Source organism: Mesorhizobium sp. WSM4312, assembly GCF_002294875.1.
Taxonomy (GTDB): domain Bacteria; phylum Pseudomonadota; class Alphaproteobacteria; order Rhizobiales; family Rhizobiaceae; genus Mesorhizobium.
Genome location: NZ_NSFU01000031.1, coordinates 1 through 15,194, shown reverse-complemented (window position 1 = coordinate 15,194; position 15,194 = coordinate 1). Strand labels below are relative to the sequence as shown.

At 65.3% G+C, this 15,194-nt stretch carries 21 protein-coding genes and 1 pseudogene; 4 read left to right on the top strand and 18 right to left on the bottom strand.

The window, feature by feature from the left end; all coding sequences use genetic code 11:
• Positions 1 to 26: 26 nt before the first annotated feature.
• The 7 genes from CK228_RS32265 to CK228_RS32235 form a co-directional block, all read right to left on the bottom strand.
• On the bottom strand, positions 27 to 785 hold the full coding sequence (locus tag CK228_RS32265; protein ID WP_095790481.1) for an amino acid ABC transporter ATP-binding protein: 759 nt from the start codon (positions 783 to 785) through the stop codon (positions 27 to 29).
• Between the two features lie 41 nt (positions 786 to 826).
• The gene (locus CK228_RS32260) at positions 827 to 1,501 is read right to left on the bottom strand and encodes an amino acid ABC transporter permease (RefSeq protein WP_095790449.1); all 675 of its coding nucleotides are present in this window, start codon (positions 1,499 to 1,501) and stop codon (positions 827 to 829) included.
• Positions 1,498 to 2,169: an amino acid ABC transporter permease gene (locus tag CK228_RS32255; protein WP_095790448.1), complete on the bottom strand. Its 672-nt coding sequence runs from the start codon at positions 2,167 to 2,169 to the stop codon at positions 1,498 to 1,500. Before CK228_RS32255 ends, CK228_RS32260 begins: the two co-directional genes overlap by 4 nt.
• A 131-nt stretch (positions 2,170 to 2,300) precedes the next feature.
• A complete protein-coding gene (locus tag CK228_RS32250; protein ID WP_095774894.1) occupies positions 2,301 to 3,107 on the bottom strand; it encodes an ABC transporter substrate-binding protein in 807 nt (268 codons plus the stop codon).
• Positions 3,108 to 3,201: 94 nt separating this feature from the next.
• Complete coding sequence (locus CK228_RS32245) at positions 3,202 to 4,362, bottom strand: saccharopine dehydrogenase family protein (protein ID WP_095790447.1); 1,161 nt, start codon at positions 4,360 to 4,362, stop codon at positions 3,202 to 3,204.
• Positions 4,359 to 4,859: an Lrp/AsnC family transcriptional regulator gene (locus CK228_RS32240; protein WP_010910740.1), complete on the bottom strand. Its 501-nt coding sequence runs from the start codon at positions 4,857 to 4,859 to the stop codon at positions 4,359 to 4,361. The genes CK228_RS32245 and CK228_RS32240 overlap by 4 nt, the downstream gene beginning before the upstream one ends.
• Positions 4,860 to 4,971: 112 nt before the next feature.
• Positions 4,972 to 5,871 (bottom strand): LysR substrate-binding domain-containing protein, encoded by a 900-nt coding sequence (locus CK228_RS32235; RefSeq protein WP_095790480.1) that lies wholly within the window; start codon positions 5,869 to 5,871, stop codon positions 4,972 to 4,974.
• Positions 5,872 to 5,996: 125 nt separating this feature from the next.
• On the opposite strand from CK228_RS32235, the gene CK228_RS32230 reads away from it, so the two are divergent.
• Both CK228_RS32230 and CK228_RS32225 read left to right on the top strand, forming a co-directional pair.
• Positions 5,997 to 6,191 carry a hypothetical protein gene (locus tag CK228_RS32230; RefSeq protein ID WP_095790446.1) on the top strand — a complete coding sequence of 65 codons (195 nt, stop codon included), beginning with the start codon at positions 5,997 to 5,999 and terminating at the stop codon, positions 6,189 to 6,191.
• A 10-nt stretch (positions 6,192 to 6,201) separates the two neighbouring features.
• Positions 6,202 to 6,951 carry a sulfite exporter TauE/SafE family protein gene (locus tag CK228_RS32225; RefSeq protein ID WP_095790479.1) on the top strand — a complete coding sequence of 250 codons (750 nt, stop codon included), beginning with the start codon at positions 6,202 to 6,204 and terminating at the stop codon, positions 6,949 to 6,951.
• A 7-nt stretch (positions 6,952 to 6,958) separates the two neighbouring features.
• Here CK228_RS32225 and CK228_RS32220 read toward each other — a convergent pair whose 3' ends face one another.
• The 4 genes from CK228_RS32220 to CK228_RS32205 form a co-directional block, all read right to left on the bottom strand.
• Positions 6,959 to 7,516: a sugar O-acetyltransferase gene (locus CK228_RS32220; protein WP_095790445.1), complete on the bottom strand. Its 558-nt coding sequence runs from the start codon at positions 7,514 to 7,516 to the stop codon at positions 6,959 to 6,961.
• A 100-nt stretch (positions 7,517 to 7,616) separates the two neighbouring features.
• Positions 7,617 to 8,135 (bottom strand): GNAT family N-acetyltransferase, encoded by a 519-nt coding sequence (locus CK228_RS32215; protein ID WP_095774888.1) that lies wholly within the window; start codon positions 8,133 to 8,135, stop codon positions 7,617 to 7,619.
• On the bottom strand, positions 8,132 to 8,407 hold the full coding sequence (locus tag CK228_RS32210) for a DUF1778 domain-containing protein (protein WP_095790444.1): 276 nt from the start codon (positions 8,405 to 8,407) through the stop codon (positions 8,132 to 8,134). The genes CK228_RS32215 and CK228_RS32210 overlap by 4 nt, the downstream gene beginning before the upstream one ends.
• Positions 8,408 to 8,505: 98 nt before the next feature.
• The gene (locus CK228_RS32205; RefSeq protein WP_095790443.1) at positions 8,506 to 8,955 is read right to left on the bottom strand and encodes a universal stress protein; all 450 of its coding nucleotides are present in this window, start codon (positions 8,953 to 8,955) and stop codon (positions 8,506 to 8,508) included.
• Positions 8,956 to 9,225: 270 nt separating this feature from the next.
• Between CK228_RS32205 and CK228_RS32200 the strand changes: the two genes are divergently transcribed.
• Positions 9,226 to 9,807, top strand: a complete 582-nt coding sequence (locus tag CK228_RS32200) for a histidine phosphatase family protein (RefSeq protein WP_095790442.1) — start codon at positions 9,226 to 9,228, stop codon at positions 9,805 to 9,807.
• 292 nt (positions 9,808 to 10,099) lie between these two features.
• On the opposite strand, the gene CK228_RS32195 is transcribed toward CK228_RS32200, so the two are convergent.
• The 5 genes from CK228_RS32195 to CK228_RS32175 all read right to left on the bottom strand — a co-directional run bounded on the left by CK228_RS32195 (position 10,100) and on the right by CK228_RS32175 (position 13,774).
• Positions 10,100 to 10,501 carry a VOC family protein gene (locus tag CK228_RS32195; RefSeq protein WP_095790441.1) on the bottom strand — a complete coding sequence of 134 codons (402 nt, stop codon included), beginning with the start codon at positions 10,499 to 10,501 and terminating at the stop codon, positions 10,100 to 10,102.
• A 95-nt stretch (positions 10,502 to 10,596) separates the two neighbouring features.
• Entirely contained in the window at positions 10,597 to 11,649 is a 1,053-nt protein-coding gene (locus tag CK228_RS32190) for a sigma-70 family RNA polymerase sigma factor (protein WP_095790440.1), read from the bottom strand.
• Positions 11,650 to 11,691: 42 nt separating this feature from the next.
• Positions 11,692 to 12,438: an SDR family NAD(P)-dependent oxidoreductase gene (locus CK228_RS32185; RefSeq protein ID WP_095790439.1), complete on the bottom strand. Its 747-nt coding sequence runs from the start codon at positions 12,436 to 12,438 to the stop codon at positions 11,692 to 11,694.
• A gap of 202 nt (positions 12,439 to 12,640) precedes the next feature.
• On the bottom strand, positions 12,641 to 13,243 hold the full coding sequence (locus tag CK228_RS32180) for a sulfotransferase family protein (RefSeq protein WP_095790438.1): 603 nt from the start codon (positions 13,241 to 13,243) through the stop codon (positions 12,641 to 12,643).
• A 78-nt stretch (positions 13,244 to 13,321) separates the two neighbouring features.
• Positions 13,322 to 13,774, bottom strand: a complete 453-nt coding sequence (locus tag CK228_RS32175; RefSeq protein ID WP_095790437.1) for a DUF4440 domain-containing protein — start codon at positions 13,772 to 13,774, stop codon at positions 13,322 to 13,324.
• A gap of 189 nt (positions 13,775 to 13,963) precedes the next feature.
• On the opposite strand from CK228_RS32175, the gene CK228_RS36415 reads away from it, so the two are divergent.
• On the top strand, positions 13,964 to 14,089 hold the full coding sequence (locus tag CK228_RS36415) for a hypothetical protein (protein ID WP_280951056.1): 126 nt from the start codon (positions 13,964 to 13,966) through the stop codon (positions 14,087 to 14,089).
• A gap of 88 nt (positions 14,090 to 14,177) precedes the next feature.
• On the opposite strand, the gene CK228_RS32165 is transcribed toward CK228_RS36415, so the two are convergent.
• Together CK228_RS32165 and CK228_RS36170 are read right to left on the bottom strand one after the other, a co-directional pair.
• A complete protein-coding gene (locus CK228_RS32165) occupies positions 14,178 to 14,924 on the bottom strand; it encodes a pseudouridine synthase (protein WP_095790436.1) in 747 nt (248 codons plus the stop codon).
• Between the two features lie 133 nt (positions 14,925 to 15,057).
• A pseudogene (locus CK228_RS36170) lies at positions 15,058 to 15,194 on the bottom strand (VIT family protein); the annotation flags it as partial.

The window sequence follows — 15,194 nt, the reverse complement described above, 5'->3', positions numbered from 1 at the left end:
CACCGCAAAGCCGACGGTCGCCGCCCTCAATGCCTGAGAATCTTGCTCAGGAAGGCGCGGCTGCGGTCGGTCTTGGGGTGTGAGAAGAACTCGTCGGGCGTGCCGCTTTCGACGATGGCGCCAGCATCCATGAACACGACGCGCTGGGCGACCTTGCGGGCAAAGCCCATCTCGTGCGTCACCACCATCATGGTCATGCCTTCCTCGGCGACCGCCACCATGACGTCGAGCACTTCCGAAATCATTTCCGGGTCGAGGGCGGAAGTCGGTTCGTCGAACAGCATGATCTTGGGCCGCATGCCGAGGCAACGCGCAATCGCCACGCGCTGCTGCTGGCCGCCGGAGAGCTGTGCCGGATAGGCGTTGACCTTGTCGGCCAAGCCGACCTTGGCCAGCAGTTCGCGCCCGGCCTGTTCGGCCTCGGCGCGCGGGATCTTGCGGACATGGATCGGGGCCAGCGTGACGTTTTCGAGCGCGGTCTTGTGCGGGTAGAGGTTGAAGGACTGGAAGACGAAGCCGATCTCGGTGCGCAACTGCGTCATGTTGGTCGCGGGGTCGCCGAGACGCTGGCCGTCGACGATGAGGTGGCCGTCCTTGATTGTCTCCAGCCCGTTGATACAGCGGATCAGCGTGCTCTTGCCCGAGCCGCTCGGGCCGCAGACGACGACCACTTCGCGCGGCTCGACGCTGAGCGTGATATCCCTGAGCACGTTGAGCGCGCCGAACCATTTGTTGACGCCGCGAAAGTCGATCATGCCGGTCTTGGTCAGGCCTGGTTGGGTCATGCCCGCTTCGGTCATATTGCTTGGCCCTTTGGGGTTCGATGTCACAGCTGCACCTCGCCATGCGCCGCACCCATGCGGCATTCTAGCCGGCGGGCCAGCATGATCAGCGGATAGCAGACGATGAAATAGCCGACGCCGACCAGGAAGAAGACCAGCAGGCCGTTGGGCACACGCTGCACCACCAGCCAGCCGACGCGGGTGAGGTCGGTCAGGCCGATGGCCGAGACAACGGAAGAATCCTTGATCAAGAGCACATATTGCCCGACCAGCGGCGGCAGCACGATGCGCATCGCCTGCGGCAGCACCACCTGGCGCATGCGCTGCCAGCGCGACAGGCCGGACGCCAGCGCCGCCTCGACCTGGCCTGATGGAACCGAGCGGATGCCTGCGGCGACGATCTCGCAGATGAAGCAGGCGGCGAGATTGGTCAGCGCGATGACGCCGGCGGTGAAGGCGTCGAGCTCGATGCCGAACTCCGGCAGGATGAAGAAGATCAGGAAGATCTGCACCAGGAACGGCGTGCCGCGGATGAGGTCGACCCAGGCGCCGATGATGCTGGAGAGCAGCCGGTTGCCGCCGGTGCGCAAGATGCCGAGACCGAAGCCGAGCAAGGTGCCGAGCACCAGGCTGATCAGCGACAGCACCACGGTCATGCCGAGGCCGCGCAGGGCCAGCGGATAAGAGCCGGCGAGGCTGACGAATTGCTGCCAGATCATGTCCGCGCCCCCGCCGTGCCGAGCCAGCGGCCCGAGAGACCGGCCAGTGCCTTCAGGCCGTAGTAGAGCAGCAAATAGAAGGCGGCGATGGTGAGAAAGCCTTCCGCCGGCATGAAACGATCGGAGGCGAGCAACTGCCCGGCGCGCGTCAGCTCGGCGACCGAGATCAGCGACAGAAGCGCGGAATCCTTGACCAGCACGATCGCCTGGCCGAGCAGCGGCGGGATCGTCACCTTGAAGGCTTGCGGCAGGACGACCAGGCGCATGCGCTGCGTGTAGGTCATGCCGGAGGCGACGCTGGCCTCGACCTGGCCGCGCGGGATCGACAGGATGCCGGCGCGAATGATTTCAGCGATATAGGCGCCGCTGTTCAATGACAAAGCGAGGATGCCGACGACGAGTTCCGGCAGCACGAAGCCGAGCCGGGGCAGGCCGAAATAGAGGAAATAGAGCTGCGCCAGCAAGGGCGTGGCGCGCACCGCGTCGATATAGGCCTTGGCCGGCGCGCGAAACAGCCAGCCGCGCTGCAAATTCATGGCGCACAGCACGATGCCGACGAGGAGCGCGCCGACAAAGGAGATCGCCGATAGCCAGACAGTCGTGACCAGGCCCTGCCCGAACAGCGGCAGGTATTCGACGATGGTGCGGAAACTGAAATTTTCGAGCATGAGCGCGCGGCGGTGTGAGTAGTGAGTAGGCAGTAGGCAGTAGGCAGTAGGGCAGTAGGGCAGTAGGCAGTAGGCGGTAGAGAAGTGCGCCGAATGGCTACTCACTACTCACTACTGCCTACTCACCCAATTTAGTGGTCTTTCTTCCAGGCGTCGGAATTGACCCAGTAGTCGAGGTTCTTCTGCAGGCGGCCGTCGATGGTGACCTGGTTGAGGAACAGGTTCATCCAGACCAGCAGGTCCGGCTCGTCATAGCGGGTGGCGAAGGCAAGCGGCTCCTTCGACAAGAGGTCCGGCATGATGGTGAAGGTGCCGGCCGGGTAGGCGGTCGACTGGCCCTTGACCGCCGAGACGTCATTGACGCCGCAATCGGCCTGGCCGTTGTTGACCGCGTCGAGCAGCAGCGGACCGCCGCCCTTGTAGCTCTTGATGTCGGCATCGGGGAAGGCGGCCTTGGCTTCCTTCTCGCCGGTGGCGCCGAGCAGCACGGCGATCTTGGTGCCCTTGGCTTTGCAGTCCTCGGTGGTCTTGAACTTGCTGTCGGCCTTGGTGAAGACGGTGCTGCCCGTGTACATGTAAGGCGTGGTGAAGGCGACCTTCATGCCGCGCGCCAGCGTCGGCGTCATGTCGGCGACCAGGAGATCGGCCTTGCCGGACAAGAGCGCCGGGATCAGGCCGTCCCAGTCGAAGTCGAGGAAGGTGATCTTCACACCCATTTCCTTGGCCATCAGTTCGGCGAGTTCGACCGAACTGCCGGTGCGTTCGCCATTGGCGCCGACCAGCGAGAAGGGCGGTCCTTGCGTCTGCACGGCGACGCGCAATTCGCCGCGCTTGGTGATCTCGTCCAGCGTTCCGGCGCTGGCGGCAGCGGTCAGGCCCGCGAGCGCAAGTCCGGCGATGAAAAGTCTTCCGGCGATGAAAAGTCTGGCAATCTTCATTCTGACATTCCTCCCTGTTGTTGTTTGCCCGCGGATTCCCTTGGGCTCTTTTTTGAGCGGCGACGCCGTTTGCCGGCGGGCCGTTCGAAAATCCTCAGTCCCAGGCCACCGTCTCGGCAACCTTGATGCCGCGTTTGGCCAGTTCGTCGAAGAAGGCTTCGTCGGGCACGTCGAGCAGCGGGTTCAAAAGGCCTGGCGTGGTGATCTCGCGCCGCGCCAGCATCTGCGCCACGATGCTGGCGGGGTAGCCGACGCCGAGGCTCATGCCGAACAGGCCCGACGCCAGGTCGCGCTCGATGATCAAGTCGGATGTCACGGTCTTGGCGCGGCCGCCTTGGAGGCCGGAAAAGACATTGCGCATCACGCAAAGGTCCTTCTCGCCGGGGCCATATTGCAGTTGCGGGCCGAGCAGCCGGCCGAGGAATTCGCGCGGGCTGATGGAGGTGCCGGGCACCTTGTCCTCGGAGAGGAAACCGAGTTCCTTCAGCGGCGCCCAGAAGGCCGACCATCCGGGCCAGCGCAACGTGTAGCGGCCGGAGCGGCGCAGCCCTTTGGCCGCGGGAAGCATCTCGACATAATGCAGCGCATCGCCATTGGGGAAGGCTTCCAGCCGGCCGAGGCCGGCGACCTCGATCTCATGGATGAAAGGACTGTCGTGCTGGCGGGCTGCGGGCACGGCGACGCGCTTGCCGTCCTCGATCATCACGCTGTCGCGGTTCTGGCTGACCAGGACCATGTCGAAGTTCCAGCTCACCTTGTAGCAAAGCGGCTTGGCCATCGCCTTCGGCTCGGGAATGCCGCCGCAATAGGAATCGATTGATGCGATCGCGTCGAACTGTTTCGCGGCGCGGGCGTAAAGCACGAGGTCGATGCCGGGATCGAGCCCGCATTCGGTCATGATCGATACACCGGCCCGTTCGGCTTCCGGCGCCAGGTCGGCGATGGTCTTGGCATAATTGGTGGTGACCAGCGGCGTGCGGGTTGCGATGGCGGCTTGCACCGCCTCGCGCATCAGCGGCTGCGGCAGCAAATCGATGACGGCGTCGGCGTCCGCCAGCACACCGGCAAGCGCCGGTCCGATCGCACCCTTGGGCATGACGAAACGCACGCGGGAAAGGTCGGTCAGATCAGCCAGCCGGGCCGCGCCATCCGGCGCGGTATCGACGCAGATCACCTCCTCGACACCACTGGCGACGAGATCGGCGATGGCCGCGCGGCCTTGCAGGCCGAGGCCGCCGAGAACCGCTATTCTCATGCCGGCTCCTTGCGGTCGTCCGACCAGCAGCCTTCGGGCAGGCTGACCCATTTGTTGCAGGACGCCATGACGACGAAGGTTTCGCTGCGCACGACCTCGCCCGGCTCGCCGGCGCCCGGGATCAGTTCGCTGGTGACGCGATAGAGATCGGCGACGTCACCGGCCACCGTCACGTCGACGATGATGTCGAAGCGTCCGGTGACCACCGAAGCCGAGTTGACGAATGGCAGTTCGGAAATGCGCTGCGCCAGTTCGCGGGCCCGGCCGCGCCCCTGGGCATTGATGCCGACAATAGCCGAGATCAGTTCCGGCCGCTCGGTGAGGTTCAGCAGGCCGACGATCTTGAGCAAATTGCGGTCGAGCAAATTGCGCAGCCGCGAGCGCACCGTCGGCACCGAAATCGCCAAGATCTCGGCAAGGCGGTTGATGCCCGGCTGGGCGTCCTGCGACAGCTGTTTGACCAGCCGCCGATCGGTCAGATCGAGATGTTCCCGCAAAGTGCCCGTCTTTCACAAATGAGATAAATAGATGATCTATTCTTTCTTATGTGAAAAGACCCTAGGGGAAATTTTTAATAACAGCAAGGCCCGTATCATTTATGGGCTATGATCATCTCCTCCCCATGCTGGAGGCGGGATCAAGCGCCGCGGCCAGAAGCTTTGCCTGCGGCGTCAGTTCGTCGAAGCTGCGGGCGCACAGATTGAGCTGGCGGGTCGCCCAGTCGTCGGTCAGCCGCAGGCTGCACAGCGTGCGAGCCGAATGTCGGGCGGTGCTTTCCGGCACGATGGCGATGCCGGCACCTTGCGCGACCAGCCGGCAGACATTGTCGAGCCCGGGCACGCGGATGCGGATATGCAGATGGCCGCCCAGCCGGGCGGCCTGGCGGGTGACCTGCTCCTGCAGGGCGTGGCCGAGGCCGAGGCCAACGAAGGATTCGCCCAGCATGTCGGCGAGGCTGGCGCTGTGCAGGCCGGCTAGCCCCGGCCAGTTCCGCGCGGCGATCACCACCAGCCGGTCGATGAAGAACGGTTTCTGTTCGAGATGCGCAAGGCCGGCCCAGGTCGCGGCGATGCCGAGATCGGCCGCACCACTCGCCACCGCCTCGGCGATCTCGTGGCTGGGGCGCTCCTCCAAATCGATGTCGATGCCGGGATGGGCCGCCAGGAAGGCCGGCAAGGTGTCGCGTAAAAGTTCGGCCGTGGCGGCGGTGTTGGCCATCAGCCGCACGCGGGCGCGCAGGCCGCCGGCATAGGCGCCGAGGTCGCCGGCCATCGCCTCGATCTGGTTCTGCACGGCCCGCGCATGGTGCAGCAGCGCCTGGCCGGCGGCAGTCGGCACCACGCCGCGGCGGCGGCGCTCCAGAAGCGGCGCGCCGAGCCGCTCCTCCATGCCCTTGATGCGGGCGCTTGCCGAGGCCAGCGCCAGCCCGGCAAGCTCGGCGCCATGGGTGATGCTGCCGCGCTCGGCCACCAGCAGGAACAGCCGGAGATCGGTGAGATCGAAGCGCATTTCTTGCTCCCTGCGACGTGCATGATGTTGGCCCCAGCCTTCGGCCTGGACGAAGGCTGGCAGCGCAACTTCCACATTGTGCGCGGGCCGGATGTCCGTCAAATCTTTTGCGATGGAGGTTTGCGATGGGCGAAAAAGCGACAGGCCGGCTCGGAATTCTTGAAGGCATGGCGATCGTGCTGGCGGTCGCCGTGGCCTCGCTTGCCATGGCGCAGGCGCAGCCCGGCCTGCGCGGATGCACGACGGCGGTTCCCGCCAGCCATGATGCCGTGCCGGCAAAACCGGATGCCGATGCGGCTGACATGCTGCTGCATGATTGATCCCGTGGGCATGCTGAGCGCCGGCATCATCGCCTGGATCGGCGCCGTTTTCCTCGCCGCCGGTTTCGTCAAGGGGGTCGTCGGCATGGGCCTGCCGACCGTGGCGATGGGCCTGCTGGCGGTGACGATGCCGCCGGCCGAGGCCGCCGCTTTGCTGTTGATCCCGTCGCTGGTCACCAATCTCTGGCAGCTGTTCACCGGCCCCGCCTTCGGCGGCCTGTGCAGGCGGCTGTGGACGATGATGGCCGGCATCATGCTGGGCACCGTCGCCGGGGCAGGGGTGCTCACCGGCGCGCATGCGGGCGCGGCCTCGGCCGGGCTCGGCGCGGCGTTGGTGCTTTACGCCATTCTCGGCCTCCTCAGGCTTGGCTTCACCACGCCGGTGCGCCACGAGGCCTTGATGTCCCCGCTGGTCGGCGTGGCGACCGGGCTGGTCACCGGCGCCACCGGCGTCTTCGTCATTCCGGCGGTGCCCTATCTGCAGTCGATGCGGCTGGAGAAGGAAGATCTCATCCAGGCACTCGGCCTGTCCTTCACCGTCTCGACGGCGGCGCTTGCCCTCGGCCTGTTCAGGACAGGCGCTTTCGCGTCGCCGACGGCGCAACTGACGGGCTCGATCCTGGCGCTGCTGCCGGCGCTGGGCGGCATGTTCATCGGCCAGGCGCTGCGCCAGAGGATGAGCGTCGAGACTTTTCGAAAGGTGTTCTTTGTCGGGTTGCTGGCGCTGGGGGTGTATCTTGCGCTGGAGGCGCTGATGTGAGGTGGACTCACTCGGCAATCGACCTGATAACCCGCGCCGGGTTGCCGCCGACAAGCGTGTTCGCGGGAACGTCCCTGGTCACCACCGAGGCCGCCGCGACGACGGAATTTTCGCCGATGGCCACGCCGCCGAGGACCGTCGCGCCGGCGGCGATCCAGACATTGCGCTCGATGACGATCGGCCTTGCCGTCGTGAAGGCGCGTCGCCGCGACGATTCGAGCGGATGGCCTGACGTGATGAGGCTGACATTCGGCCCGATCAGCACATCGTCGGCAATGTCGAGCCCGCCAAGATCATAAAACGTGCAGTTCTGATTGATAAAGACATTGCGGCCAATGCGGGTGTCGGCCCCGCCGGTCGCGTAGAAGGGCGGGATCAGCAGGAAGCTGTCGTCGACCTTCCTGCCGATGAGTTCGCTGAACAGGGCGCGGACCTCGTCCGCGTCGTTGAACGTCAACTGGTTGAGACGGGCGGTGATCGCCATCGCCCGTTTGACGTCCGCCAGCATGGCCGCCGATTGCGGCGTTCTCCCGGGGATTACCCTGGTGTGATCCTCATGCGCCATTCGTTGTTTCCCTCCGGCACGGCTAAACGAATAGCTGACGCATGCCGGATTCTGCCTCCAAGGGCCAGGCTTAGCGAACCACCAGCACCGCCGCAGGCGTTCAGAACGCAGCTATCGCCTTGGCGATAACGGCGAAAGGCAGGATCAGGGACAACGGCGCGTCGTCGAGACGGACCGCACCGTAACCCTCATACCAGCGTGCCGCCTGATCCCCTTTGGCATCGATCAGCAAGGCAACGCCGCCGACTTCCTCCGCGACTGCCATACAGCGCTTTCCGGCAGCGAGCAGCAAACCGCCGCCGAGGCCGCGGCCTTGTATCGAACGATCCACTGCGAGCCGACCTAGACGGTAGACCGGCACCTCATAGCGGCCAAGGCCGCGTCTGGCGATGGCCGGCGTCCGGACAAAGTCGATCGAAGCCGGGCTGAGAGAATAGAACCCTAGGATGCGCGAAGGATCTTGCGCCGTCACGGCAACGAAAGTTTTCGCGCCACCGCTTTCATGGTTTTGACGGGCGAAGCGCTGCAAATAGGTGTCGAGGTCCGTGTCGCCGCAGTCGAAGGCGGCACGGTCATGCTGTTTCCCGATCGGCGTTTCCTGCCAGGTAGTGGAGTTCACGCGAGGGTCTGACCGGCCTTGGCGGCGCGGATAAGACGGTTGGTCGGGGAGGGTGGGTTCTCAAGCAGGTCGAGGATACGCAGACTGTCCCGTTCTGATAGCGCAAGATGTTCCGCGCGCTCGATCGTGGCTTGGGCGTCACGCAGTGCCGAACGCGTGACGAACTCGGTCAGGCCGACATTCGACAAGGCCGCCGCACGAGCGATCACAGCTTTCGCTTCGGGCGCAATCCGAAAATCGATTCGACCGTTGTCACTGACGTTGCGCGGCATAGGTATCCCCTTTGCTCATGATAATACGGTACGGATTGAATCCGTACAATATAAATCCTGCCGCGTTGACCTCAAGGGCATGAGCGCCGGCCGATCTATTACCGAACGACCAGAACCGGAATCGCGGTGTAGGACAGCACTTCCGCAGTCTGGCTGCCCAGAAGCAGCTTGCCCAGGCCGCGGCGGCCATGCGAGGCCATCACGATCAGGTCGCAGCCCTGCGCCTGCGACAGTTCCAGGATCGCCTCGGCGGGCCGTTTGTCCTCGACATGCACAAGCTTGGCGGACACGCCCGCTGCCTCGGCCGAGGCCTTGCACTTGGCCAGAACCTCCTTGCCATATTTACGCGCCTCTTCCTGGTAGACGACCAGTTCGTCGCCCGCCGCGTAGCCGGCCATGGCGCCGCCCCAGGCCAAGATGGGGAACGGTTCCGAGACGGTGACGAAGGTGACGGCGGCGCCGATGCCTTTTGCCAATGTGAGGCCATGGGCAACGCCCTTGTCGGCCAGTTCCGACCCGTCGGTGGCGATGAGCAGATGTTTGTACATGATGATCTGACCTGTTGTGCAAGGGTTGGCGCCCTTGGGGCGGGAGCCTTGGTGGCCCCCTCCTGATATAGTTGCGCCGCCGGGCTGCTCACAGGGCCAGCGTCATGTGGATCAGGGCCAGACGAGGGGCGTGCCGCGGCGATCTTCCGGTATCCCTGTTGGCTTTGGCTCGGTTGCGCCCCGACCGCCTGGCGCGATGGTCGCCGGGTCTTTCGCTCCCTTGCGCCGACCGCTACAGCTTTGGCCCGACATCAACGAAGGGCCGAGCGTATGAGCAGCGCGTATCCGCAAATCCATCTGGTCCGGCATGGCGAGACGGCGTGGAGCCTTTCGGGGCAGCATACCGGCCGCACCGACATGCCGCTGACGGTGGCGGGCGAGGCCGCCGCGCGGGGCGTGGCGCAGCGGCTCGCAGGCCTGTCGTTCTCGGCGGTGTGGTCGAGCCCCTCGCAGCGCGCCTACAACACCAGCGTGCTGGCTGGCTTTGGCGGTGAGAGCGTCAGAAACGATGATCTGCAGGAGTGGGACTACGGCGCCTATGAGGGGCGCACCACCAAGGACATCCTGGCCGAGCGGCCGGGCTGGAACGTGTTTCGCGACGGTTGCCCGCAAGGCGAGACGGCCGCCGATGTCGGCGCCCGTGCCGACAGGATCATCAGACGGCTTCGCGAAGCTGGCGGCTCGATCCTGATCTTTTCCAGCGCGCATTTCCTGCGCGTGCTCGCCGCCCGCTGGCTCGGCCTGCCGCCGGAAGGCGGCGCGCTGTTCGTGCTCGATACGGCAAGCATCAGCGTGCTCGGCTACGAGCATGATCTCGGCGAGCCGGTCGTGCGCAAATGGAACCTGAAGTAGCGGGCATCGCTGCGGCCCACTCGCGGGAACGCGCATCGCTTCGTCATCCACGGGCGAAGCAAGGAGCGAAGCGACGCGGCGCAGACCCGAGGATCCATGCCGCGACTTCTAGGCGCCGCTACGGTGCAGAATACTGCTCCGCTGCACTCTACGTCGAAGGTCCCGGCATGGATCCTAGGGTCTCCGCGACGGAGCTGCGTTCCTGCTTCGCCCTAGCATGACGACGCGTTGGGTGGCTTCAGCCAATCCCCGATGCCAGGCGCTGAACCAACTCAAACCGCGCGTCCGCCTCCTACTTATCGAACTTCCGGATCGCTTCCGCCGTCACCGGCGTGAAGAAATTCACCAGATTGCCGTCGGGGTCGCGAAACAGCAGCGAGCGGTTACCCCAGGGCATGGTGGTCGGCTTCTGCACGGTCGTGTCCCTGATGAAGTCCGACAGCCTGATGAATTCGGCATCGACGTCGCCGACGCGGAATTCGAGGATGGCCGTGTGGTTGTCGGCGGGGCGGGCGATGTCGCCGCCGAACAGCATCAAGGTGCGCGTGCTGCCGATCGCCACCGTGCCGGAAGGTGTCGCGAGTTCGGCGAAATCCTCCGTGTAGACCGTCACCGGCATGCCGGTGATCTCGCCGTAGAAGCGCACGAGGCGCTGAACGTCCGAGGTGATGATGCGGACAGAGACGAAATTCATTGTTGGCTCCTTGATCGCTGAAGCCACGGCCGGGCTCCCGGCCGATCTATAGGCCAGGCCTCCTGCCAGCTTTCCGTCAGGAGTGGAGGCGACGGCTACGCTTCCGGTCCGGACCAGACCGGCGGCAGGCCGAAGGCGGCGAACAGGGCAGGGCCGAGCGGGGCGACATAGATCGTCAGCGAGGCGATAGCGCCATCGGCCGGCTCGATGACATGCAGCGATTGCGCGCGCCATTCGGACTCCTGATGGCGCCGGGCATAGATCGCGACCGCCGGCTGGCCGTTGGCCCGTGTCGCCACGGCGCGGTAGCCGGCGAAATTGCCCCACACGGTTTTGAAGAAACCGTGGATCGCCTGATGTCCCTGGTACCAGTCGCGCCATGGCGGCATGTGGTAGGTGGCGTCCTCGCGCAGCAGCGCGACGAAGCCGTCAAGATTGGCGGCCTGCCAGGCGCTGATATAGCGTTCGAGCAGCACGCCTTCCTCTCGGTTGGGCTGCGATCGCTGCTCGGGCCGTCCCCCGGGATAGCGCTCGCCAAGCGTCGCGCGCGCCCGCTGCAGGGCGCTGTTGACCGAGGCGGTCGAACCGCCCAGCAATTGCGCGGTCTCCAGCGCCGACCAGCCCAGCACGTCGCACAGCAGCAGGGAGGCGCGTTGCCTCGGCGGCAGTAGTTGGATGGCGGCGACGAAGGCCAGCCGCACGGCCTCATTTGTCTCGTAGCGCGCATCCGGGCCGGGCTCGCCATCGGCAAGGTCCGGCAGTTCGGCGTCGGGGTAGGGCTCCAGCCAGGAGAGTTCGACCGCCGGCCCGGCGGCTGCGCGCCCTTCGCTCGGCGGCCGCGCGGGCATTTCGAGGACGCGGTGGGCCGACGACCGCGCCTTGATGGCGTTGAGGCAGGCGTTGGTGGCGATCGTGTAGAGCCAGCCGCGCGGCGAGCCGCGCCCGTCGAATTGCGCGCGGCCGCGCCAGGCCTTGAGGAACGTCTCCTGGACGAGATCGTCGGCCTCGTGCAGCGAGCCCATCATCCGGTAGCAATGCAGCTTCAGCGTCCGGCGGTGGGCCATCGTCAGGCGCTCGAAGGCAGGCCGATCGAGGATCGGCCCGCCTGTCGGGCTCAGCGGCTCAAACGGGCCGGGAGCGTCTGTCATGTCGAGCCTGCCATGCGGAGTTCGTCTCGCATCCTGCGCGCCTCATGCCGCGGCGGCAAGGCCGCTGCCACTGACCGTGAAGGCGATGCCTGGCACTTTGCCGCCGGCGAGCGCCACCACGGCGCGCCCGACATCGGCGGGCGTCTGCACATCGCTTAGGCTGGCCAGGAAATCCGCCGGGCTGATGCCGAGATAGGCGGAGATGCTCGCAATGCCGCGCTGGCCGACGCCGGTGCCGGCCATGATGCGCATCGGCGCCAGTGCCATGAAGCGCAGGCCAAGGCCAAGCCGGTCGGCCTCCTTCTGGCTGTGGGCGGCGAGGAACATCTGCATCTGCTTGGCGCCGGAATAGCCGCCGGAGTTCGGCGGTCCGCCGCTGAATGCCGCGCCGCTGGAGATCAGCACCACGCGGCTGCCCGGCTTCAACCGGCTTTGCAGCGCTGCCCTGCAGAACAGGAACGACGCCTTGACGTCCGTCTCCCAATTCGCCGAGAAATCGTCCCAGCTCTGGTCCTGGATGGAGGCTGACGGCGCGAAGGCGCCGGCGCAGATCACCAGCACATCCGGCTGCAGCGCGGCGAACACCCTATCGGGCGCCATGTCCTGCGTGGCGTCGGCGGCCAGCGTCCTGACTCCGGGCTTTTCCCAGGAGAGCTCCTTCAAAGCTTCCGCGCCGCGGGCGACGGCAAGCACATCTGCGCCCTCGCCGAGCGCGGCTTCCACGATCGAGCGGCCGACACCCCGGCTGCCTCCGACCACGACGACATTTTGACCTTGCAACGATCGCATGGATCACCTCACTGTTCCGGCCCGGACAATTCCGGCGCCCATGGATGAGGACAGCGCGGGCGGGTGGAAATCATCGGTGGGGCGGCGAAAATCTTTCGCGGGCGCGGATCAGGCGGCTCTCATTCGTGAACATTGTGGCTAATTAAACGTGCAGTGGTCGCCGTACGGAACGTCCGCTAACGCGCTCCTTGCAGACGGCCAACTAGTTCTGTGCAAGAGCCGACTGAAAGTCCTTGGTGCTGTTGCGATTGGGATAGGGCTTGTCCGGCACCGGCACTTCGAGATGCAGGCAGAGCGGCTTCCACCCATCTCCGAGATTGTGGACCAGCAGCCGACCAGGCGGCACTGTCGCAATGACCGCCCTTACGTTGGCCTCGTAGACGGCTATGGCATTGGCGCGATCGTGCGGCCGGCCGTCGAAGACTTGCCTGGAGATCAGGGCAAGACCCAGCGATTCCTGATCCGTGCTCTGGCTGATACTCGCGAGGATCGTTTTCTCGAAGCTTGCCCACCAGCTTTCCGGAGATCGGTATGTCAGGATGACCCGGGCATTCGGATAGAACTCAATCAGATCACGCCAATAGTGCGCCGAGGGCCAGTCGATGCAGGACGCGTAGCCCGCGAACAGCTGGTTCCAGTCTGGCGCCGCGCCCTTCGCCAGCGCACGCCAAAGCCGCTTCTGGTCTTCATTGCCCATGACTTCGGACATGTGGTGACAGGGGCCGAAGCCAAGGATCGTCAGCGCCTCGCGCATCGAGTCCGTTCCTGTCCGGCCAAAGCCCGTTCCGATCACCCTTATCGCCATTATTCCCCGCGTTCAGGCCTACAGCCAGATCAGTCGCTTGCGAGCACCATCCGCAGGCGGGGATGGCTGCATGCGGACTCATTTCCCGGGGTCGGAGTTCCATATGTCCCGGTAGAGCTTCCAGCCTCCGTCCTGACCCTTCCTCCAGACCACGACATACTTCCCGGCGGCATCCACCAGCTTCGAATCCTTGCCCGGCGCCTTGAGGGAGAAACTCCCGGACTCGAACGCAAAATCTCCGCTTTCCTGGACATCAAGCGTCGTGAGCGTGAGCTCCGATATGCCCATATCCATCGCGCCCTGCCATAGCTTCTGGATATTCTGGCGGCCGTCGACCCGCGCCATATCCGGCGGGAATGCGGCCGCATCATCCGTGTATTTCGAGGCAACCGCGGCCGCATCCTTGCTGTTGTACGCCTTCACGAACTCGGCATTAGCGGCTTCGATGGCTTCTTTCGCAGGCTGGGCCTGAGCAGATCCCATGCAGAGTGACGTGAAAACGACGGCCAGCAGACAATGCTTGAAAGTCATTTCATCCTCCCGTGTTCCGGTTTCTGGTTACCAGTTTCTCCACGCCGAGCGATCGCCGGAATGGTCGCGAGCCGCATACCAATCGCGGTTCCAGTCTTTAATTTAACATTTACTAATATACCGTGCAAATAGTGACTACCGACCGTAGAGGCCGTCTATCAGGCGGCGGACAACCCCAACGACGTCACCGTGACCCATGATTTCGCCAGTGTCGCCGAGGCACAGGCCTTCATCAAGAACCCAAAATTGAAAGAGGCGATGGCAAGCGCCGGCGTGGTCGGCGCGCCAAGCATGTGGATCACCAACAAGGCGTGATGGGCCGCCGGTCCATCTCCTCGCTCTGGCGCAAACTCCCGACGAAAAAATGAACCTGGCCGCTTGCGGTCTGGCGGGCGGGACGCACTCAGCCTTCCAGCAACGCCAACTCGTCCGGCGTCAAATGCCGCGCCGCGCCCTTGGCGAGGTCGCCCAGGGGCAAGCGCCCGATGGCGATGCGGATGAGGCGCTTGACCTCGATGCCGTGCGCGGCGAGCAGGCGGCGGATGTGGCGGTTGCGGCCCTCGTCGAGCACGATCTCCAGCCAGGCGGTGCGGCCGCCGCTGCGCAAAAGCGCGATCGAATTGGCGGTCAGGGTCTCGCCATCGACGGTGACGCCCGCGCGCAGCGCCTTCAGCATCGCTTCGTCAGGCACCGTGCTGACCTGGACGTGATAGGTCTTGGGCAGATGCGAGGCCGGGTCCATCAACCGGTTGGCGAAATGCGTGTCGTTGGTCATCAGCAATAGGCCTTCGCTGGCCTTGTCGAGGCGGCCGACCGGCGAGACGAAGGGCAAATCGAGCCCTTCGAGGCAGGCATAGACGGTGTCGCGCTGCTGCGGGTCGTCGCGGGTGGTGACCAGCCCGCGTGGCTTGTTGAGCATGACATAGACCTTGCGCTCGGCAATGACGGGCGCGCCATCGACGACGATGCGGTCGCGGTTCAGGTCGACGCGCAGCGCGGCGTCGCGGACCACCTTGCCGCCGACGCGCACGCGCCCTTCCGCGATCAGCACCTGCGCCTGCGTGCGCGAGCACAGGCCGAGTTTCGACAGCGCGCGGTTGAGGCTGACGCCTGATGGCCTGGCTGTGGGCGATGTCGGTCGTGCTGCCATTCTGCTTCGGGTCGGTCCGTTGTATCGGACAGATGGCATGGGAGGCGCGGCAATCGCAAGCGGTGGCCTTGTCCTGGATCCAGGTCGCGGTCGGCGGGTGATGGCATAAGCGGCCGGGCAGGTGGCCGGCCGCTTACACCGCGGTGCCGACCAGCGCGCCGATACCGGCGGTGAGCGCCATGGCGAAGGCGCCCCAGAAGGTCACGCGCAACGTTGCGCGAAGGATGTTGGCGCCGCCCGCCTTGGCGCCGATGGCGCCCAGCAGGGCAA

What these genes read in the sequence shown, in the direction of transcription:
- CK228_RS32200 (WP_095790442.1), top strand. Translation starts at nt 9,226, where the DNA reads ATGAGCAGCGCGTATCCGCAAATCCATCTGGTCCGGCATGGCGAGACG.
- CK228_RS32250 (WP_095774894.1), bottom strand. Translation starts at nt 3,107, where the DNA reads ATGAAGATTGCCAGACTTTTCATCGCCGGAAGACTTTTCATCGCCGGA.
- CK228_RS32225 (WP_095790479.1), top strand. Translation starts at nt 6,202, where the DNA reads ATGCTGAGCGCCGGCATCATCGCCTGGATCGGCGCCGTTTTCCTCGCC.
- CK228_RS32210 (WP_095790444.1), bottom strand. Translation starts at nt 8,407, where the DNA reads ATGCCGCGCAACGTCAGTGACAACGGTCGAATCGATTTTCGGATTGCG.
- CK228_RS32235 (WP_095790480.1), bottom strand. Translation starts at nt 5,871, where the DNA reads ATGCGCTTCGATCTCACCGATCTCCGGCTGTTCCTGCTGGTGGCCGAG.
- CK228_RS32245 (WP_095790447.1), bottom strand. Translation starts at nt 4,362, where the DNA reads ATGAGAATAGCGGTTCTCGGCGGCCTCGGCCTGCAAGGCCGCGCGGCC.
- CK228_RS32220 (WP_095790445.1), bottom strand. Translation starts at nt 7,516, where the DNA reads ATGGCGCATGAGGATCACACCAGGGTAATCCCCGGGAGAACGCCGCAA.
- CK228_RS32195 (WP_095790441.1), bottom strand. Translation starts at nt 10,501, where the DNA reads ATGAATTTCGTCTCTGTCCGCATCATCACCTCGGACGTTCAGCGCCTC.
- CK228_RS32185 (WP_095790439.1), bottom strand. Translation starts at nt 12,438, where the DNA reads ATGCGATCGTTGCAAGGTCAAAATGTCGTCGTGGTCGGAGGCAGCCGG.
- CK228_RS32205 (WP_095790443.1), bottom strand. Translation starts at nt 8,955, where the DNA reads ATGTACAAACATCTGCTCATCGCCACCGACGGGTCGGAACTGGCCGAC.
- CK228_RS32265 (WP_095790481.1), bottom strand. Translation starts at nt 785, where the DNA reads ATGACCCAACCAGGCCTGACCAAGACCGGCATGATCGACTTTCGCGGC.
- CK228_RS32175 (WP_095790437.1), bottom strand. Translation starts at nt 13,774, where the DNA reads ATGACTTTCAAGCATTGTCTGCTGGCCGTCGTTTTCACGTCACTCTGC.
- CK228_RS32190 (WP_095790440.1), bottom strand. Translation starts at nt 11,649, where the DNA reads ATGACAGACGCTCCCGGCCCGTTTGAGCCGCTGAGCCCGACAGGCGGG.
- CK228_RS32180 (WP_095790438.1), bottom strand. Translation starts at nt 13,243, where the DNA reads ATGGCGATAAGGGTGATCGGAACGGGCTTTGGCCGGACAGGAACGGAC.
- CK228_RS32165 (WP_095790436.1), bottom strand. Translation starts at nt 14,924, where the DNA reads ATGGCAGCACGACCGACATCGCCCACAGCCAGGCCATCAGGCGTCAGC.
- CK228_RS32230 (WP_095790446.1), top strand. Translation starts at nt 5,997, where the DNA reads ATGGGCGAAAAAGCGACAGGCCGGCTCGGAATTCTTGAAGGCATGGCG.
- CK228_RS32255 (WP_095790448.1), bottom strand. Translation starts at nt 2,169, where the DNA reads ATGCTCGAAAATTTCAGTTTCCGCACCATCGTCGAATACCTGCCGCTG.
- CK228_RS32260 (WP_095790449.1), bottom strand. Translation starts at nt 1,501, where the DNA reads ATGATCTGGCAGCAATTCGTCAGCCTCGCCGGCTCTTATCCGCTGGCC.